Annotated in this window: 16 protein-coding genes; 15 read left to right on the forward strand and 1 reads right to left on the reverse strand. The window is 42.1% G+C overall.

From position 1 onward, the window contains the following. Together QVA83_RS00105 and flgL are read left to right on the forward strand one after the other, a co-directional pair. Positions 1–1,898, forward strand: a 1,898-nt coding sequence (locus tag QVA83_RS00105) for a FlgK family flagellar hook-associated protein (RefSeq protein ID WP_287497988.1), incomplete at its 5' end; no start/stop codon positions are given. Positions 1,899–1,905: 7 nt separating this feature from the next. After that, complete coding sequence (flgL, locus tag QVA83_RS00110; RefSeq protein ID WP_014978567.1) at positions 1,906–3,129, forward strand: flagellar hook-associated protein FlgL; 1,224 nt, start codon at positions 1,906–1,908, stop codon at positions 3,127–3,129. Here the strand turns inward: flgL and QVA83_RS00115 are convergent. Next, on the reverse strand, positions 3,126–4,112 hold the full coding sequence (locus QVA83_RS00115) for a Kelch repeat-containing protein (RefSeq protein ID WP_069943884.1): 987 nt from the start codon (positions 4,110–4,112) through the stop codon (positions 3,126–3,128). The genes flgL and QVA83_RS00115 overlap by 4 nt on opposite strands. A 240-nt stretch (positions 4,113–4,352) precedes the next feature. Here QVA83_RS00115 and QVA83_RS00120 point away from each other — a divergent pair, with 240 nt between their 5' ends. From QVA83_RS00120 to QVA83_RS00180, 13 genes are all read left to right on the forward strand, one after another. After that, a complete protein-coding gene (locus tag QVA83_RS00120) occupies positions 4,353–5,198 on the forward strand; it encodes a flagellin N-terminal helical domain-containing protein (protein WP_014978569.1) in 846 nt (281 codons plus the stop codon). A gap of 764 nt (positions 5,199–5,962) precedes the next feature. Continuing rightward, positions 5,963–6,808 carry a flagellin N-terminal helical domain-containing protein gene (locus QVA83_RS00125; protein WP_014978570.1) on the forward strand — a complete coding sequence of 282 codons (846 nt, stop codon included), beginning with the start codon at positions 5,963–5,965 and terminating at the stop codon, positions 6,806–6,808. Positions 6,809–7,557: 749 nt separating this feature from the next. Continuing rightward, positions 7,558–8,397 carry a flagellin N-terminal helical domain-containing protein gene (locus tag QVA83_RS00130; protein WP_039234167.1) on the forward strand — a complete coding sequence of 280 codons (840 nt, stop codon included), beginning with the start codon at positions 7,558–7,560 and terminating at the stop codon, positions 8,395–8,397. 94 nt (positions 8,398–8,491) lie between these two features. Then, on the forward strand, positions 8,492–8,977 hold the full coding sequence (locus QVA83_RS00135) for a flagellar protein FlaG (RefSeq protein ID WP_069943885.1): 486 nt from the start codon (positions 8,492–8,494) through the stop codon (positions 8,975–8,977). A gap of 11 nt (positions 8,978–8,988) precedes the next feature. Then, the gene (gene fliD / locus QVA83_RS00140) at positions 8,989–10,419 is read left to right on the forward strand and encodes a flagellar filament capping protein FliD (protein WP_156078009.1); all 1,431 of its coding nucleotides are present in this window, start codon (positions 8,989–8,991) and stop codon (positions 10,417–10,419) included. 22 nt (positions 10,420–10,441) lie between these two features. Beyond that, the gene (fliS, locus tag QVA83_RS00145; RefSeq protein WP_014997611.1) at positions 10,442–10,870 is read left to right on the forward strand and encodes a flagellar export chaperone FliS; all 429 of its coding nucleotides are present in this window, start codon (positions 10,442–10,444) and stop codon (positions 10,868–10,870) included. Next, positions 10,867–11,181, forward strand: coding sequence for a hypothetical protein (locus QVA83_RS00150; protein ID WP_156078010.1), 315 nt, complete (start codon positions 10,867–10,869; stop codon positions 11,179–11,181). Before fliS ends, QVA83_RS00150 begins: the two co-directional genes overlap by 4 nt. A 2-nt stretch (positions 11,182–11,183) precedes the next feature. Next, positions 11,184–14,564, forward strand: a complete 3,381-nt coding sequence (locus QVA83_RS00155; RefSeq protein WP_156078011.1) for a motility associated factor glycosyltransferase family protein — start codon at positions 11,184–11,186, stop codon at positions 14,562–14,564. A 3-nt stretch (positions 14,565–14,567) separates the two neighbouring features. After that, on the forward strand, positions 14,568–15,599 hold the full coding sequence (locus tag QVA83_RS00160) for a glycosyltransferase family 2 protein (protein WP_014997613.1): 1,032 nt from the start codon (positions 14,568–14,570) through the stop codon (positions 15,597–15,599). A gap of 33 nt (positions 15,600–15,632) precedes the next feature. Continuing rightward, the gene (locus tag QVA83_RS00165; RefSeq protein ID WP_156078012.1) at positions 15,633–16,661 is read left to right on the forward strand and encodes a glycosyltransferase; all 1,029 of its coding nucleotides are present in this window, start codon (positions 15,633–15,635) and stop codon (positions 16,659–16,661) included. 58 nt (positions 16,662–16,719) lie between these two features. Next, complete coding sequence (locus tag QVA83_RS00170; protein WP_197040334.1) at positions 16,720–17,610, forward strand: NAD-dependent epimerase/dehydratase family protein; 891 nt, start codon at positions 16,720–16,722, stop codon at positions 17,608–17,610. 218 nt (positions 17,611–17,828) lie between these two features. Beyond that, entirely contained in the window at positions 17,829–18,794 is a 966-nt protein-coding gene (locus QVA83_RS00175; protein WP_197044023.1) for a glycosyltransferase, read from the forward strand. After that, on the forward strand, positions 18,784–19,725 hold the full coding sequence (locus QVA83_RS00180) for a hypothetical protein (RefSeq protein ID WP_014997617.1): 942 nt from the start codon (positions 18,784–18,786) through the stop codon (positions 19,723–19,725). Before QVA83_RS00175 ends, QVA83_RS00180 begins: the two co-directional genes overlap by 11 nt. Positions 19,726–19,849 lie beyond the last annotated feature (124 nt).

Here is a 19,849-nt window from a genome sequence, read left to right on the forward strand (position 1 = left end):
TCGGTGTAGAGATCGGCAATACCGAACGTATCATCAACGTATTTGCTCAAAATCAATTGCGCAGGGACATTACTTCTGTCGGCGAGCTTGAGGCATTCTCTAGTAAAACAGCGGCCATTGACAATCTACTAGCGAGTGAGGCTAACTCAATCTCCCAAGGATTGAGCGAGTACTTCGCCGCGTTGCAAACAGCTGCTGACGATCCTACTAACCTGGCGTCTCGCGACCAAGTGTTAGGGAAATCTGAGTCTTTGTACCAACGAATGAAGACACTGTCTGATTATATGTTGGAGAAAGAAGAAGAATTAAACCTAGAGTTCACGTCGATGGTGAACCGGGCGAACACCTTGATTGGCAACATTGGCGATCTAAACCGCAATATTGTTATTGCCAATGGTAACAATACCAGCGACCAGCCTAGCGCATTGCTTAATGAGAGAGATCAAGCGATAGACGAGCTCGCTTCAATCATGGGAATAACAGTTAAAGAAAGCACCACGCAAAATGGAGCGGTAACAATTAACCTGACTTCTGGTGAGTCATTGGTATTAGAAAATGGCGCATTTAATTTATTTGAACTGAATACCAATGCTGACTTAACGTTCAAGCAGCTTAAACTAGAAACAAACTTTGGCTCACAGACAAAAGCTGATGCCTCAATACGTATCGTAGAAGATGATTTAGGTGGCGCACTTGGCGGTTTATTCGGGTACAGAAACGAAATTTTAGGCCCTGCAATGCGGGATGTTGGTCAGCTATCAGTAGCATTCGCCGATGCAATGAATACGCAAAATAAATTGGGGATGGACTTAGACGGCCAACTTGGTAGCAATATTTTCGATATACCTTCGTTTCGCGGATTAGCATATAGCGATACCAATGGTGACTATGTTGTAACTGCACAAATTACCGAAGGTAAAGGTGCAGAGCTAACGGATGCTGACTACAAAATTGAGGTTACGGCAGTAACTGCGGGCGTGCCTAGCCAAATAGAAATTACGCTATTAAATGCAGATGGCACACCGAAAAAAGACGCTTCTGGCAATGATATTATCTATTCCAATTACGCGGTTACAGCTGGGTTTAATGAATTGCCCGGTGGTATTGAAGTTGATTTCTCAGGAACCGATCCCTATACCGTGGGTAATGAGTTTCTCATTCAGCCAACTAAAGATATCGCGTCTAAGATTACACTAGAGACAAATCGCCCTGAAGATTTAGCGTTTGCAAGCCCGGTGAGAGCAGGAGCAAATAATACAAATTTGGGAAGCGCAAATGTCATTGACGTTACGGTATCTAACACAGAAGTCGGCGCTTCTGCTTTTGACGGAGCGGGTGGGCTGTTAAATTCAGCGCCAGCTCAAATTAACTTTACGGCCGCAGATACATACGACGTTGTAGATGGAAGCGGTAATGTTTTAGCTACAGTAACTGGCACAACTGATTTAACCAACCTCATTAGTCAAGCGGGAATAAGCCCAGATCCAGGCTTTGATTTGAGCTTGGATGGCGTGCCAAAAGCTGGGGATAGTTTCTCGATCAGCTATAATACAGATGGCTTTAACGATAACAGTAATGCGCTTAATTTAGCGGCTATTCAAAACGAAAATACCGTGCAAGTAAGCAGTGAGGCAACGAATACACCACGTACCTTCCAAGATGCTTATGCATCTATGGTTGGCCGAATTGGTGAAGATGCCTCGATGGCAAAAGTAACACTTGCTTCAGCGGAAGCCATGAAGGTTCAATCGCAGAATTGGTTTGAGTCTGTCTCTGGCGTTAGCTTAGACGAAGAAGCCGCAAATTTAATAAAGTATCAACAAAGCTATGCTGCCGCAGCGCGAATTTTGTCTACGGCGCAAGAATTGTTTAATACCATTTTGCAGTCAGCAAGGTAGGTGAGTTATGCGTATATCAACGAATCAAATTTATGATCAAAACATGCGCTCGATTATGCAAAATCAGGGCGATTTGGCAAAGACTCAAGAGCAGCTAGCTTCTGGAAAACGCATTATCACTCCGAGTGACGACCCCGTTGGTGCGGCAAAAGTATTACGTTTAACCGAAGAAATCGATGAGCTAACCCAATTTCAGCGCAACAATGATCTAGTAACAGGTTCGCTTGAACAGCAGGAAGCGGTATTGACGAATATTACCGAATCAATAAACCGTGCGCGAACGCTTATAGTCCAAGCTGGAAATGGAATTTTAGATGATCCTGATAAACGCGCAATTGGCGCGGAGCTAGAGCAAATAAAACTTGAAGTGTTTGATCTGATGAATACACAAGATGCTGATGGCAACTATTTGTATGCGGGCTACCAATCGGGCAATCAAGCTTTTGAGTACAATCCTGCAGCAAGCGGGAATGCGATCACCTTTGCTGGTGACCCTGGCGTAAGCTTTGTTCAGCTCTCAAATAGCTCTAAAATTCAGTCAACAAGCAATGGATACGAAGTGTTTGAAAATGTGCTCTCACGCTTTAAATTTTCAGTCGACCCTAGTAGTACAGCAACGATTAATAATGCATCTGTAAAGCAACAGGGAACGTTCGATACCTTTTTCGATAAAAATTACGATCCGGTAAATGCGGCGAACAACGATTATCGCATAAACTTTCTTGCTACGGGACAGGCTGAGCTCGTTAATCAAGGAACTGGCACCGTTGTCGATTCAGTTTCCTATACCTCTGGTCAGCCTTTCACTATAAAAGGAATGGAATTTAACGCTACTGCTGCACCGGGAGACAGCATAGACTTATCGTTTGATGCACCAGAGAAAAAAAGTATGGCGCAGTCCATTCATGAAATCCAAACTATCTTAATGGACTCCACTATAGACAATTCTGCTCTGCAAGAGTCGATAGCTGACGCACTTGTCGGATTAGACAATGGCCTTGAAAAGCTTTCTCTCGAACGAGCCTCTCTGGGAAGTCGATTAAATATTGCTGAAAGTACCTATGAAAGCAATTTAGACATGGAAATTGCAGCCAAGGCACAGCGCTCATCAATTCAAGATGTTGATTATGCTGAAGCGTCAACAGAATTCGCAAAGCAGGAAACGGCATTAAGCGCTGCGCTTGCTACATTCCCTCAAGTTACGAATTTATCTTTATTTAATTACATCTAAGCGGTTTTTGTCGTTAAAGCTTTTACGCCAGAAAAACATGCCATGTAGACTCTTGCTTGATTGTCGATATGGCAAGAATAATAGGACATATAAAGCGTATCGTTTTCTATCACTAGGCCAGGGTAGCTGGTATCACCATTACTTGGCAGTGTATTAAGCTCAGTAAGTGTTTTAGTTACGCTATCAAAGAGCCATATTTTGGTCGTAAATTGGCGAGAGTCCCAGTCGACATGTCTTCCTGCAACAATATACAGGCTTTCACCTAACGCCACAGCAGCAGGGCCGCCAATATAAATACCCAAATCATGCCAGCTCCATTTGGTATAAGGCGGTTTTGACGTACCAAATTGTGCGCTGAATGTATCGGCATCACGCCTAAGAAAGGCAAAAGCATCGCCGTTAGAATTAAATAGAATAGTACTTTCGTTGGGATAGCCCTTTTTGTGTTTATCTAAGCTAAACGCTTCTGCCTTATGCAATTGCATTGTCCGCGTTGGATCACCCTTATAAAGCGAAAGCGTATTTGATGGTCGATTATATGCAAAGCCATACGCGTCTGAATTATGCCAAGTATGGTTCCACAGCCACCATCCGCTCTTACCATGTCTATTAGCTCCTGACCAAGATAGGCCCGTAGTAGTGAAATAAGTCATCATTTTTGTGACCATTTTGCCATTATCAAGGTATGTCTTTGCATAGGAAGTGAGCATGAGGCGAGAACCATCGTGTGAGAACTTAGGATCTCGTAAGTCGGCATTACTCTCTCGAATAATTACTCTGTGGCGAATTTGAAATGAAGCTTTATCAATAGTTAATACAATAAGCACACCGTCAGCACTAACATGATTAGTAGCTTGTCGGTAGCAACACATCAATGTTTTACGACTTTTGTCGAACGGATTTTCAATCAAATCAGTGAAAGCGCAATGCGCCGCAGACTTTGATACACGTTTTATATCCAGTAGCTTCAAACTTTTTTTCACGTCAAATCTTCCTTAAAAATCCTTTAGTTATGCGGTGCTTTAGTTTTATTGCGCGGCAATATCTTACCGCTTATCGGCAAAAATCGTAATTTTTTCTAAAGGGAATCTAATTAGTGTCGATACAGTTTCTGAGAGAGCCAGTTCATCAATTACCCCTCAGGTCTTGATGACTACTAAAACAAAAATGTCGGTTAGGCCGACTGCCAGCAAACGCTGGACTGAGAGTGTAGGAGAGACTTTATGTCTATGTTCGTTAATACCAATGTATCCTCATTGAATGCCCAGCGTCAGCTATTTGATGTTAGTAATTCTTTGAGCACGTCGTTTGAACGCCTTTCTTCAGGCTTCCGTATCAACAGCGCTGCTGATGATGCCGCAGGTCTACAGATTACCGACCGAATGACTTCACAAGTCCAAGGACTTAACCAAGCTGTACGTAACGCAAACGATGCGATTTCACTGTCGCAAACTGCTGAAGGTGCACTTTCTGAAACTACGACTGCACTACAGCGTATTCGTACACTTGCCATTCAATCGCAAAACGGTATCAACAGCTCTGCTGACCGTGTAGCGCTGCAAAAAGAAGTGTCTGCACTACGTACTGAGATTTCACGTATCTCTACGACTACCCAATTTGCCGGCGTTAACATCCTATCGGGTGATTTCTCTGCGAAATTCCTAGTAGGCGCAAACGCAGGTCAGACAATTTCTGTAAACCTATCTAGCCCTACATTGGCACGTGCTGGTGTTAATGGCTTCAGTGCGACTGGTTTGGGGATTACTGGCTCTGACGTATTAACTAGTGATAATGCTTCTTCAATGCTGGCTAATATCGACACCGCTATTTCAGCGATCGGTGGACTACGTGCTGACTTAGGTGCGCTTCAAAACCGCTTCCAGTCAACAATTCGAAACTTGAGTAACATCTCAGAAAACGTTTCTGCAGCACGTTCTCAAATTAAAGATACTGACTTTGCAACTGAAACCGCTAACCTAACGCGTAATCAGATTATCCAGCAGGCGAGTACAACTGTACTTTCTCAGGCTAATCAGCGTCCACAGGCAGCGTTGCAGCTTCTAGGTTAATGATTAAATAGTGGAGCCAGGAGGTAGTGCTCTAGTCCACGCACATGAAAGGCTGGTCGCCTCGTGACCAGCCTTTTTATTTATTCTCTTCTATTTCCTTTAGCTAACCCTCCTGTTATATGACAGCTACCTGATACCTTTTCACCTTTGAAAAACTTTCCTTATAGTTCTTCTCTTTCCAAAAAATCACCACTGTCTGACTTGTCTAAAGTTTTGATTTAATTGCGGTATTTCTTGTTCTCTTATTGCTCGTCAAAATTTATCAAAAAACTTCTAAAGTAAAATTGATAAGTGGACGATAACTATTACAAAGGGGAGATAAAGTTAGTTTGTTTCCTCTGATGGATGAAAACAATAATAAACATCCAAATAAAAGTGTTTTGTTTTCAAGTTTGCTTAGTCATCTTGAATATTAAAGTTAGGAAAATCAGTGCTTTGATTGTCTTAAAATAAAATAATTAGTTTTTCTAAAGTAATTTTTGTTTAAGGCGATATAAAGAAAGGTTTGTTGAATGGTGTGGAGCTGCTAACCGGCGAGAATGAAGCCAGGAGGTAGTGAGAGGTTTGAGGTCTGGAACATCAAACCCACCGGCCAGCAAAGAGAATGAAATTCTCTCTTTAGCAAGTTTCATTGGTAGTGTGCCAATGAAACGTCAGATTAACACTGACACCTTACACAAAGCACAGGCTATGCCAAATATTTAGAACAATCGCGCAGATAATAAAAGCAATAGCGCAATACTCGAAACTGTTAGGAGAGACCCATGAGTCTATTTGTTAATACCAACGTGTCATCATTAAATGCACAACGTCAATTATTTACCACCGGCAACAATCTAAGCACCGCCTTTGAGCGCCTATCGTCTGGTTTCAGAATTAATAGCGCTGCGGACGATGCGGCTGGTCTACAGATTACAGACCGTATGACTTCGCAAGTTCAAGGTTTGAATCAAGCGGTAAGAAATGCGAACGACGGCATTTCATTAGCACAAACAGCTGAAGGTGCAATGCAAGAAACGACAACAGCTCTTCAGCGTATTCGTACGCTTGCTATTCAGTCTCAAAACGGTATTAACAGCTCTGCTGACCGTGTAGCTCTACAAAAAGAAGTGTCGGCGCTACGCACTGAAATTTCGAGAATCTCGACAACTACACAGTTTGCGGGTGTGAACATTTTATCGGGGGATTTCTCAGCAAAATTCTTGGTAGGTGCAAATGCGGGTCAAACGATTTCGGTAAACCTATCTACTGCTGCTCTAGCACGAGCGGGCGTAAATGGCTTCAGTGCTACTGGTTTGGGCATCTTGGCCGACAACGTTTTAACTGAGCAGGGAGCTTCTCGCCTATTAACCGCAGTTGATTCAGCAATTTCTGCTGTGGGTGGGTTAAGAGCAGACTTAGGTGCATTGCAAAATCGTTTTCAGTCTACCATTCGTAACTTGAGCAACATCTCTGAAAACGTGTCGGCGGCAAGATCGCGTATTAAAGACGCTGACTTTGCCACTGAGACGGCAGAATTAAGCCGTAACCAGATTTTACAGCAGGCGAGCACTACCATTCTTGCTCAGGCTAACCAGCGCCCACAAGCTGCATTATCTCTGTTAGGTTAATTATCAATACGCTGAACTTAGACGCTTAATTGGGAAGGAGTTGAGAGGCCATCCCCTAGTGAAAGGAAAGCGGCCGGTAAGGCCGCCCCTTGAAGAAAGCGTCGACTAACAGGACTGAGAGTGTAGAAGTGTTGGTTGAGAGGCCAGTTTATCCTACTAAATACCTGCCAGCCGACAGAAACTGAATTTGCTCAATCTCCTAACGTGAGCAAATTGGCCGAGATTAATTTGTCTCGGCCTTTTTTTATTTTTACCGAAACATCCCACCAATTTCAAACAAAACGCTGAGCAAGACATTTCGTTCATATTAAACAAAGCATATCCTGTGCCAGCTTTACAGCGTTTCCTAGGCATATAGGCATAACTCAAAAATTCGACGACAACTTACCGTTCGATTCTCCTTTTTGCGTTACGCAATTCTTACGTAGTGAGAGACTGTGTGTGATTAAAAATTTAATCCATGTCTTCAATGGAAAGCTGAGCGTAAAAGCAAGTTTCTGCCTTTATTTTTTAATTTTTTCTTTTTTATTTCTTTTATTAATCAATGGTTTGAGTTGTTTTTTTTGAGGTTGCTAAAAAAATTTGGAAAAAAAGCTAAAGAACCTAAAGACTTTGCCGATACCTATTGTTGAGGGGTAATTTACTTTACTTTTAAGAGAGGAGTTAGTTGGGAGTAGTGACCCAGCTAATTTGAACTGGAAGGATTTGATGATACCACATCGGCCATTGAATCCCTAGGAGGTAATCTAATGTCTTTATTTGTAAATACTAATGTGTCATCGATCAATGCACAACGTCAGCTTTTTGACGTAAATGATCGCTTAAACACGTCTTTTGAAAGACTATCATCGGGATTCCGCATCAATAGCGCAGCAGATGATGCTGCGGGCTTGCAGATCTCAGATCGTCTAACGTCTCAGGTTCAAGGTTTGAACCAAGCCGTTCGTAACGCGAACGATGCTATTTCTTTATCTCAAACAGCTGAAGGTGCCCTAAGCGAAGTAACTACAAGCTTACAGCGTATCCGTACACTTGCAGTTCAATCGCAAAATGGCATAAACAGCTCGGCCGACCGTCAAGCACTTCAAAAAGAAGTATCAGCACTACGTACTGAGATTTCACGAATCGCTACTGACACTCAGTTTGGTAACGTTAATATATTGGATGGTAACTTCTCAGCGAAGTTTCTTGTTGGTGCCAACGCTGGCCAAACTATCTCAGTAAACTTATCGTCTACTAATTTAGGTTCTATCAGTGGTTTTAGCGCAACAGGCCTTGGAATCACCACCAACGATGTATCTACTGCGGCGGGCGCGTCGTCTTTGCTAAGTGATATCGACGCAGCTATCTCTGGTATTGGGGCTGTGCGTGCGGACCTTGGTGCACTTCAAAACCGCTTCCAGTCTACTATTCGTAACTTAAGTAATATTAGCGAAAATCTGTCTTCTGCTCGCTCACAAATCCGTGATACAGATTTTGCGACAGAAACTGCTGAGCTAACTAGAAACCAGATTATCCAGCAGGCATCTGTTTCTGTTCTCAGTCAGGCGAATCAGCGTCCACAAACTGCGCTGTCTTTGCTTGGATAAGCTATACTTTAATTAGTTACCTTAGTTGAGATGTAACGGGTGCTTGTGCTTTGTGTGCAAGGCCCGTTTTGTCGTTTCAGTTAGGAGGTATTAAGTGGAAATTCAAAATACCCAAAGTGGCCAAGGTTTTGCATCGACTACGCCATTGGCACCAGTGCGAAATGAAGCGCCTTCGGTTTCTGAACTGAATGCAAATCGCAATGGGCAGCAAACTGGAGAACAAAGTCAACTTGCTAATCAAGCTAAGCAGGCTCAGTTTTCAGGTACAAATGTTGACGAACAAAATAACGCTCAAGCTTCTGGTCAGCAAGCCGATAACAAAAATGTAGAGAGGAACGGTGCACAGTTAGATGAAGCTGTCGCCAAAGTTGAATCATTCCTTAAGGTTCAGAATCGAGATTTAGCATTTACTATTGACGAAGAAACAAATCGCTCGGTGGTAACGGTAAAAGATTCACAATCTGGCGATGTCATTAGGCAAATACCTTCAGAAGAAGTATTGAAACTTGCTGAACGCATTCAAGAGTTGCAACAGGATGTTGGGAACAGTGTAGGAGTGTTTATCAACAATCAGGTTTAACGAGGTAAAGTATGACAATTCAGTCTCTAGGTGTGGGCTCAGGCCTGGCACTCGACGATCTTGTACAACAGCTTCTAACTGCAGAACGTCAGCCTAAAGAGGAACGTTTAAACGCGAAGGAAGAGCGTATAGAGGCTGAAATTTCTGGCCTAGGACAAATTAAATCTAAGCTGTCTGACTTTAAAGATGCCGTCGATGAATTGCGCAGTGATAACGGTATTAATGGTCGAGAGCCCACCATCACCAATCCTTCTGAAGACAATGATGTTCTATCTGCAGAAGCGTCAAACTCCGCATTGCGAGGCAGTTACGAAGTTGTCGTCGAACAGCTTGCAGCTGGAAGCCGAATAACTACCGATGCCGGCGCATTCACTTCGAGCAGTGACCCTGTGCTTACTTCTGGTACCGGTTCATTGACCTTTGACGTAGGCGGAAGTAAAAGCTTCACCATAGATGTTACCGCTGGTATGTCACTTACCGCGTTACGCGAAAAAATAAATAATTCCGACGAAAACTTTGGTGTTACCGCAAACATTATTGATACCGGAACTGGCGCAGGCCCTCGATTAGTCTTCTCCTCTAGCGAGACTGGCGATGGCAACGACTTGGTTATCACTAATGATACTGGGGCTGCTGAGCTAGATCGTTTATCGACGACCGGCGGCACCAACAATATCAGTGCAGCAAATATAGAAAGCGCGAGAAACGCCATCGCCTATATTGATGGCATTGAAGTTCAAAGTAGCTCGAACGAGTTCGAAAATACAATTCAGAACGTCTCTTTTGAGGTTAATGAAGTTTCCCCGAAGGATGCTGCGGGCGACTTTTTAGCGACAAAACTTAGCATCGGTTATGACAAAGAAGGCTTAGATAAAAAGATCAGAGACTTTGTCGATAACTACAATGCTCTGATTGATGAAATCAAAACATTAACTCGATACGGTGAGTCTGAACTAGAAGAAGACGGCGCATTGGCAGGTGATTCTTTGTTGCGCGGTATTCAAAGCGGCTTAGCTTCTATTGTTGGGGATAATGTGAGCTCTTCTGCACTAGGTGGACTTTTCCAAATCGGTATAGAGTTCGACGATGATGGCAAGCTCGAAATTGGCTCGACTGATTTTGGCTTAGGGACTGGCGAAGACCGACTTGAAGATGCACTAGAAGATAGCTTTGATGAAATCGCTAAATTGTTCACTGACCCAGATGAGGGTATTGCTACTCGGTTGTATGAGTTTTCTAAAGAATACACCTCTTACAGTGGACTAATTAGCTTAAGAGAGCGTGCGGCGAAAGACGACCGCGAAGATTTATACGATCAGCGCGAGACGCTTGAGTTACGTATGCTGAATTACGAAGAGATACTTCGAGATAAATATTTGAACCTCGACCAAACCGTTGCGCAGTTAAATCAGACTGGTTCAGCGCTGTTAGCGTCGTTGTAACTAAAGTAGAGTTGGAGTTTTTATGTCACTCAAAGGTATAAATGCCTATCGCAAGGGTAATCTGAAACAGGACGTAGCAAATGCTGATCCGCATAAGCTTACTTTGATGCTGTTACAGGGGGCTCTCGACCGAATTGCGTATGCTAAAGGTGCGATGGAGCGTAAGGAATTGGTGATCAAAGCGGATTACATTTCCAAGGCAAGTGCGATTATCATGCATTTGCGGGATACGCTCGATTTAGATGTGGGCGGTGAAGTCGCCGAAAATATGTTCGCATTGTATAACTATATGATTGAGCGCTTAAATGACGCACATTTTAATAACGACTTGAATATGTTAGATGAAGTGTCTAGCCTATTAACACCAATCCGAGATGCGTGGGTACAGATTCCTGAGGAAGCCAAACAGGAAGCGTATGAAGCCCAGCGTCAGAACCGACAAGCTATTTGAAAAACTCGATATTAAATCACAGCGAAACTCCCTTATTCCTCCAAGCAGTTAACGCTGAGTTAGCTGCTTGTTTATCATCGTCCAGTGACACCTTTTCCACTGAACGATTTCGGTACCTTTCCCAAATACGCCATAAAGTCGTTGTTCGAGCGCTGTCCCGCCTTGAGGGTGATGAAAAATCGTCGTTTGCACAAAAAGAAATGACGATAAATCAAAAGCTTGAAGAGCTGGCGCAAGGTTTGCTTGATAATGCTAAAAAAGAAGCGGTCAAATTTTCCAGAGGCCGCGCAGCCGTTAAGAAATATAAATAACCATGTTACAGCAGATTCAGTTTCACGTTCATGAAGATGAGCGACAGCAGCAAAATATTGAGCGAGCGCTTGCGCAAGAGATTAGGGATAACTATCGACTCAGTATTAGTGCATTTGAGCGGTTTATTCCAACCCTTGCAGACCTAATTAAGAAACATGATTCGTCAGTATCTACCTTGCTGTGTAATAAATTTGGTGAGCTGAATATTATTAACTACAACACCGGGCAGGTGTTGTATGGTGAGCATCCAAAGCAAGAAGTTCTCTCTCACTACAATGCATACATCGCTCGCACGGCTCCCATTTCATTATCTAGTGATAATGAGAAATCTGTTTCTGCGATGGTTGTTATGGGGCTGGGGTTAGGTTACCACATTGAGAATTTGATTAGAGAGGGCCGCTATCAACATATAGTGGTCTATGAGCCTAATATTGACTATTTTGTGTGTTCGCTGTCTAGTCTCAATTGGAGAGAATTGCTCAATATCGCAAAAGAACGAAGCATTGCCTTGTACCTTCAAATTGGTTCTGACGGCGCAAACTTCGCTAAAGATATGTTGGAGCTTAAAAAGCATATTGGAGTTGATAGACTAGATTTTTATAAACACTTGCATAACCCGGTGTTCAATAGCCTCGAAAGTAAATTAATGACATCAGATTGGCATGAACTACAGTCGTGGTTACCTGCTCGTAACACTACTTCTATTAGCGAGAGTTACCTTCATCAGTGGGCGAGGCTGAAAGATGACAAGGAATTACGTTCTTCAAATTTAGATGAAGAACGAAAGAACAATAATCTCGTCGCTCTAAAAGAGTACTTTCCGAATTTATACGAAGAGTTTGTAAATTATGAGCCTCAGCAGTGGTCGCCAAGCGCTAACGTGGATGGGGAGGTATATCTTTATCACAAGTCAACCAATGCATTGTTTTCCAGCGCGCCAATTGTTGACGCGAAAACAAATTTTAAATCCTTTGCATCGAAGCCGAACAAAGACGGTCTACTTTTAAGCTATAAAGGAAAGAAGTTAAAAGGGTATTTGCACTACCAGCTTGTCGAAGAGTGCGAATCTGTACTAAAAGATGTGCAGGAGAAGCAAAGTGCGTTACCCACCCAGGTCAAGTCTATCATCCAGTTTGGCATTGGCAGTGGTTATGGGCTTAACGACTTAGTAAAAGAACACGATATTGGTATGTTATTTATTTGCGAGCCAAATCGAGATTTCTTTTACGCCTCATTATTTGCCATTGACTGGGCAAATATCATTTCTTCGTTTGATGATGGAAAAAAGCGCCTTTACTTAAACATAGGTGACGATGGCTCAAACCTCACCAATGATTTATTGATTCAATTTCAGTCTGTTGGCCCTTATGTATTGGCAAATACATTTTTCTATCAGAGCTATGTTAATGAGATGCTTACTGATGCAGTTGCCCAATTACGCGAACAGCTTCTCGTTATGATTGCCATGGGGGACTATTTCGATAATGCACTGTATGGCATTGCTCACACTCGATGGGCACTGAAGAATTCCGTACCCTTTTTACTGGCTGATGCAAAGCGCCGATTAACTTCTCTAACGCTAAATGTACCTGTTTTTATAGTAGGTAACGGGCCTTCTTTAGATGGGTTAATTGAAACACTTAAAACTGAGCAAGATAGAGCAATAATCGTTTCATGCGGGACTGCACTGTACGCGCTTTACAAAAACGGTTTGACCCCAGATTTTCACGCAGAAATTGAAACAAACCGTTCAACGTTTGATTGGTTGTCCCGAATCAATGATGCTGATTACCTCAAGCGCATTACGTTACTGAGCTGCAATGGCATTCATCCCGACTCAGCAAACTTGTTCAAAAATACACTATTGGCGTTTAAACAAGGCGAGGCATCAACGGTTTCACTCACTGAGATTCATAAGTCGCATCCTTTCGAGCTATTAAACTTCTCTTATCCTACCGTTTTGAACTTCACGGCAGACCTGTTTACCACGATAGGTTTTCAAGATATCTATTTGTTGGGCACGGATTTAGGCTTTGCAAGTGACGATTACCACCATTCAAAGTCTTCCGGCTATTACGATAGTGAAGGAAAAGAGCTTTACAATTATGCGTCAAATCATCAAATATCATTGGTTGTAAAAGGTAACTTTAAGCCGTGGGTTAAAACTAAATACGAATTTAAAGTTTCAGCAAAGGTTTTGGAGCAGAACTTTGCGAGCAAAAATTCCTATATCTATAATTTAAGCAATGGCGCATATATAAATGGAGCAGACACGCTAAGCGCTGAAAACGTTCTTATCGTTGCTACCTCTGCTCAAAAAGAGCGGGCAAAAGAAGAAATTTTTAACAATATTTTTTCTGCAGCTGAAAACTCTACTTTAATGTCAAAATTCGAAGCTAAGTATAAGCCATCGTCTTTAATCGAAGAGCTCAATGCGCTGAACAATTTATTCACTGAGTCATTATCGTCAAAATTAGATATTGAAGAGTTAATTCACGAGCAGAGGGAGTTTATCGTCTCGTCGTTGCTTCGGAAGAAAAGCTTAGTTTTCTATTACTTTAATGGAACTTTCAACTACGTTAACAGCATTTTTAGTAAGCTTCTGAATGTTATGGATGAAAGCGTCGTAATTGAAACGGGCAATGCTTTGAAAGAGGTTTGGCAAGCATTTATAGCAGATTCAATAAAGCTTTTAGAACATTCTCAATTTCAGTTCGACGCTGTTTCACCGCATACAAGCCTAAGACGAAACAATGTTCTAATTGATAAATGGAATACGCAGCCTCTTTCTGTTCAACATCAAAATATTGCCTTCGAACCAAAAACAAAACTGACGGAGTTAGCGTTACAGAATGCTCAAAATGCAACGCAGATTTTAATTAACTGGGTTGATGAAAAAGCGCAGTCTTTAGATGATGGCGAAAACACATGTAATATCGTTTGGCTGGAGAATGTCGGTGATGTCAAACTTTCATTTCGTGGTCTTACATTATTAGCGCGCGGAGATTTTAACGATCTTGGGGTGCCCTATCAGAATAATCCACTCACCTTGTTTGAAACTTCCTTGGTTGCTTTTTCTAGTGGGCTGAAGAATGTAATTTTGCTGCAAAAAGTCAGTTTTCATCCCTCGTTGGAGCATGACTATTTCGACAAATTTATTTCTCTGAGCAAGCATTATTTTTGTTATGCGGGGCCAGATTTTCTCGTTCTTAGTCAAAATGCTTTGCGAAGCGAAGATCTTTTACTTTTAAGTGGTGACCGTCTTATTTTCATTCCTAGGGTAAAAGTGAAAGACTTCAGAAAAGAGTCAATATCTCAAGAGGAGTATCTTCAGAGAGTTGATGCGGTAAACGACATGCTTGTTTCTCAATTGGAAGCCTAGTAGATGGTAAATAAAGTCACCGCATTGATGACTACTTTCAACGCATCTAAGTGGGTAGAAGAAACAATCGACTCAGTTTTATCTCAAACTTATCCAAATTTCGAGTTTCTCATCGTTGACGATGGTTCAACGGATAACACTAAACTTAAAGTCGAAGGTTTCTCAGACCCTAGAATTAAGTTCATCACCTATAAGGAGAATAAAGGTGTTGGATATCGGCTAGATGATGCGTTAGATCTGGTAACCACACCTTATATCGCGAAAGTTGATGCTGATGACATAAGCGAACCTAATAGGTTTGAGGAGCAACTTAGGTTCATTGAAAGCCGCGAGGCTGATATCGTTAAATGTCACTTAAATTATTTCGCTGATACCGATAGTGTTGCTAACTCTTCCCGGTTCACTGTTTTCAAAACTGAGAAGGAGCGCGCCATAAACGATATTGCCAGCCCTGACGATATAAATGCCTCTCTTCGGCAGTGGCCTTGTTTTCCACATACTACTTATTTTGCTAAAACAGCAGTGCTAAAGCGTGTTCGCTATCCTCGCTTGAGAATATTTGAAGATTACGTTTTATTTTTACGGTTGCTTAACCAAGGATTCAAGTTCGACTGTCTAGAAAAGTCCCTTGTGAAGATGCGTATAAGTGACTCCTCTACCACAATGAGCCTCTCTCAAAATGACTTCGATGAAGGCCTTATTGCAGTGATAGAAGAGAAAAGTGAGCGCTTAATTGCATGTACACAGGGAAAGCAGGTTTACGTATATGGTGCAGGAAAGCTAGCGAGATCTTTTGTGAGGCACGCGCATTTGCTAGACAGGGAGATCGTTGCCTTTGTGGACAAAAAAGATGGCGAAACCTCTGACGTAGTTGTGTCTGAAACGAAGGTGCCGATAATATCGCTTGAGCGTTACTTGTCTCAAACGGCGCCTAAAGCTTTGATTGTAGCAGCGCAACCCGTTCGATCTGAAATAACGAGCCTCCTTTCCTCGTTGGGGAAAAAAGAGGGGCATGATTTCTATGTTCTAGCTTAGCCTAAGTACAGTAGTGTAATTTGTGAGAAAATAGTGAAATTATCAATAATAACTGCAACTTATAACTGTGATGATTTGTTTGATGCGTGCTTAAAAAGTGTAGCGAACCAAGATATCATTGATGACATTGAGCATATCATTGTAGATGGTGGTTCTACAAATAATACGCTGGCTACTGCTGCATCTTATCCGCACGTCAAAAAAATTTACTCAAGCCCTGATAGAGGAATATATCACGCTTTTAATCGCGGCGTGGAAATGGCGGAGGGCGACGTTGTCTATTTTCTTGGTGCAGACGATACGTTGAATGGGACATCTAATTTAGCGAAGGTCCTTGTTGAGTTTTCTAATCGCGATATTGATTATGTTTCAACACGAGTACGTTGCTTCGACGACAATACGGGAGAAACTTGGCTTACACATGCTAGTGAAAAAGAGGGAACAAATGTTTGTCATCAAGGGTTCTTTTGTCGCAAAAGCCTATTCGAGAAAATAGGCCCTTTCAGTGAATGCTTCACACTTTACGCTGACAGTTTTTTTATGAAGACTGCTATGCGGCGATACAGCGGCAAATGCCTTGATATTGTTTCTGCCAATTTTCGACAAGGAGGGAGTAGCTCGCTGAGTTCAAATAGAACGTTGCTGAAAAAAGAGTCTCAAGCAGTTGCTCTGTTGCTTGAGGATGGAGTGAAAGACAACCAACATCAGCTAGACAGAAATGTTCAAGATTTGAAATTTTTATTAGAACAGCTAGTGTGTAAAGAACATGCGTTCAGTGATTACCAAGGCAAAAATATCGCTGTCTTCGGTACTAGGCAACTGTCCATAATAATTGCAAACGCACTGAAAAGCGCTGGTGGGAATATTCAATGCTTTGTCACCTCAGATAGACAGGCCACGTCATCTATCAAAGACGTTCCCATAAAATCGTTAGATATGCTCAGTCAGTTACCGTTAGATATTATCGTTAACTGTGTTGAAGGCGCGCATGAAGAGGCAATCGCTGAATCTATACGGCGCAGTATTACTAATGCAGAAGTTGTAAGTTGGCGAGCACTGTAAGTGAGATACATTTATGAGTTCTCATACGCCACGCAGTAGTCAAAGAACAGGAGACAAAATGCTGCAAAAATTTCTCATTCTAGGTGGCGAAGGGTTTGTTGGTACACATTTATACAACGAACTTAACGCCCGAAACTATAGCGTGAAAAGGACGGTTCGCAGTAATTCATTATCTGACTTGTCCGGTGATATTAATGAGAGTCTTCTTGATAAGTGCGAAAAGCCAGATGTGATATTTCATGTGGCAGGCGGCGCATCTGTGGCAGATTCGATAGCTTCACCGTCTAGCGACTTTGCCAAGACATTACCAAATCTCAATGCTCTTCTTAATAAAATGAAAGATGAATGGCAAAGTAGTAGGTTAATTTATGTTTCTAGTGCAGCTGTATACGGTAAGAATGCTAGCAGTAGTACCTCTGTAAGCACTGAGCTTGCGCCTATTTCTCCGTATGGTTTTCATAAAAAGTTAGCAGAAGAAATGCTTGTTTTTTATTCTGTAACTTATGATCTTCAAGTGAAGATCGTTAGACCGTTTTCCTTGTACGGGCCAGGCTTGAGAAAACAGCTTTTTTGGGACGTTCTGAGTAAGGCCGAAAAAGGAGAGTTTAGATTCTCTGGTACAGGAGCTCAGTTAAGAGATTGGATGTACATTGAGGATTTTGTCCAGTCACTGTTAACGCTGGCACAGTGTCAATGGTGTAGTAGCAAGCAAATACTTAACGTGGGTACAGGAGAGCCGTTAAGTATCTCCTCTGCAATTAGCTTAATTCTATCGTTAGCAGGATATGAAAATAATCCACTTTTTATGACAAGTGAAGATAGAAAAGGTGATCCTCGCGACTTGGTGGCGGCGAATAATGAGTTAAACAGAGAGCTGCTACATTCAAAAACGCCATTTGAAGACGGGTTGAAGCGCTACATATCATGGTTTAAAGAGGTAGATAAATGATTAGGGTCGGGATACCTGTAGTTATCCGGGGGGATGCATGGCTAGGGGGAAAGAACTACTTTCTGAGTCTTTTAGGGGCGTTAGATAAGTTTGCGCCCGATCATTATCGCTTTTTTTGTTTGACCAACAGAAGCGACCTCTTTCCCAAGAGTTACACAAAGAAGATTCAAGTAGTCCAGTGTGATCACTTGACTGCTTCATCACCTCGAATAAGCAAATTGTGCAAGTATTTTCAGACTGACATTCGTATAGCCTACTATGCGCGTAAGTTCAAACTCACTGTATTAACGCATACATCGCCAGGTGTACGGCTCACTCCCCCAGCTATGTATTGGATGCCAGATTTCCAACATTGCCATTTGCCACACCTTTTTTCTGAGGATGAATTGCGTAATAGAAACCGGCTCATTGCTATGGCTGCCGAACGGTCAGGTCATTTACTGCTAAGCAGTCATTCAGCTGCTCAAGACTTCAAATGTTTTTTCCCTGAATACAAACAAACCAAAACACATGTTGTACAGTTTTCACCTAACATTACATTGGCAGATTTTGACATAGCGCGGCGCACGCTTGAATCTGCGAAAAAACAGTCGTTAGCTGATCGTGGATACTTTTATCTACCGAACCAATTTTGGATTCACAAAAACCATAAAGTGGTACTTGAAGCGTTAAAAAAAGTGTCATCAGATATCAAAGTTGTTGCTACAGGGTACACAAGCGACCACCGCAATGCCTCGCACTTTTCTGAATTACAAAGTTTCATTGAAGAGTACAATCTTCAGGACAAGTTTGTGGTGCTTGGACTTGTATCACGTGATGAAGTTATGTCTCTCATGGCAGGAGCAATTGCGGTTATCAATCCTTCTTTTTTCGAGGGGTGGAGCACAACAGTTGAAGAGGCGAAGGTTTTCGGTAAGCGAATGATTCTATCCGACATTCCAGTTCATAGAGAGCAATGTGGCGCCCGAGCACATTACTTTGAGCCTAACGATGCTAATACGTTGGGGGTCTTGCTTGAACAGATGTATGAGGCAAAGGGTGAAATCTTAGAACACAGCATTAACGATAGCGCAAGTTATAGAAATTTAGAGCTATCGCAAAAACGCTTTGCAGACGGTTATTTGAACGCGCTAGAACATCTGTATGACGATACACTGTTAGGAAGTAAAGACAATGACAAATGAAAAAAAAGAGAAGAAGCAGGAAAGTACTTCGCAAGCAAACATAGCAGGCTCTATACATAAACGTCTCAATGATCTATTTGTGCTTCAGGGCCGCGCACTTGCAAATGCTAATAAAGGCATTGAGATGAGCTCTTTGCATGATGTGGAATTTAAGGTTTTTTCGCAATTTGGTGAAGATGGCATCATTCAGTATTTGCAACAACGCGTTATACAAAATGAGCATGAGAAAACTTTTGTAGAGTTTGGCGTAGAGAATTACCTCGAATCTAATACACGCTTTTTGTTAGTTAATAATAACTGGAAAGGGCTAGTGATGGATGGTGATGCAATGAATATAGAAAGCATCAAGAAGCAAGACTTTTACTGGCGTCATGACTTAACTGCAAAAAAAGCGTGGATCGATAAAGAAAATATTAACGATTTGATCGCAAGCGAAGGGTTTGAAGGGGAAATAGGCTTGCTCAGTATCGATGTTGATGGCAATGATTTTTGGATTTGGCAAGCTATTGAAGCCGTTAATCCTATCATGGTTGTAGTTGAGTATAATAGCGTATTTGGAGGGAAGGCTGCAGTGTCTGTACCGTATTCGTCTTCATTTCAGCGTAACGAGGCACATTACTCTAATTTGTACTATGGCGCTTCTATTGCAGCTCTGCATTATTTAGGTAAAGAAAAAGGTTACGAATTAGTGGGCTCTAATAGCGCTGGAAATAATCTCTTTTTTGTACGTAACGACCGTTTGGGAAGTTTGCGTGCGCTCTCCCCATCAGAAAGTTATGTAGAGTCAAAAATGAGAGAATCACGCGACAGGGGTGGCAAATTAACGTTCAAGTCTGGAGTGCAGCGCCGCTCTTTGATTAAGGGGTTACCAGTGGTTGAGGTCAAAACGGGTGAAACTCATCCGCTAGGTCATTACTTTAGTAAGAATTGATTCGTTTAACGTGTAGGCTCGTTAAAATTGCTTGGTATGTATATTGTTAGTGCCTTTTAGTAATCACAAAACGACAGTTTGTGTTTGATTCAGCGTTTCAGTCGGGGGGAATACCCCCGTGGCA

Origin of the sequence: Alteromonas sp. AO-Serp (assembly GCF_017849675.1) — a bacterium.
In the GTDB taxonomy this organism is placed as follows: Bacteria; Pseudomonadota; Gammaproteobacteria; order Enterobacterales; family Alteromonadaceae; genus Alteromonas; species Alteromonas macleodii.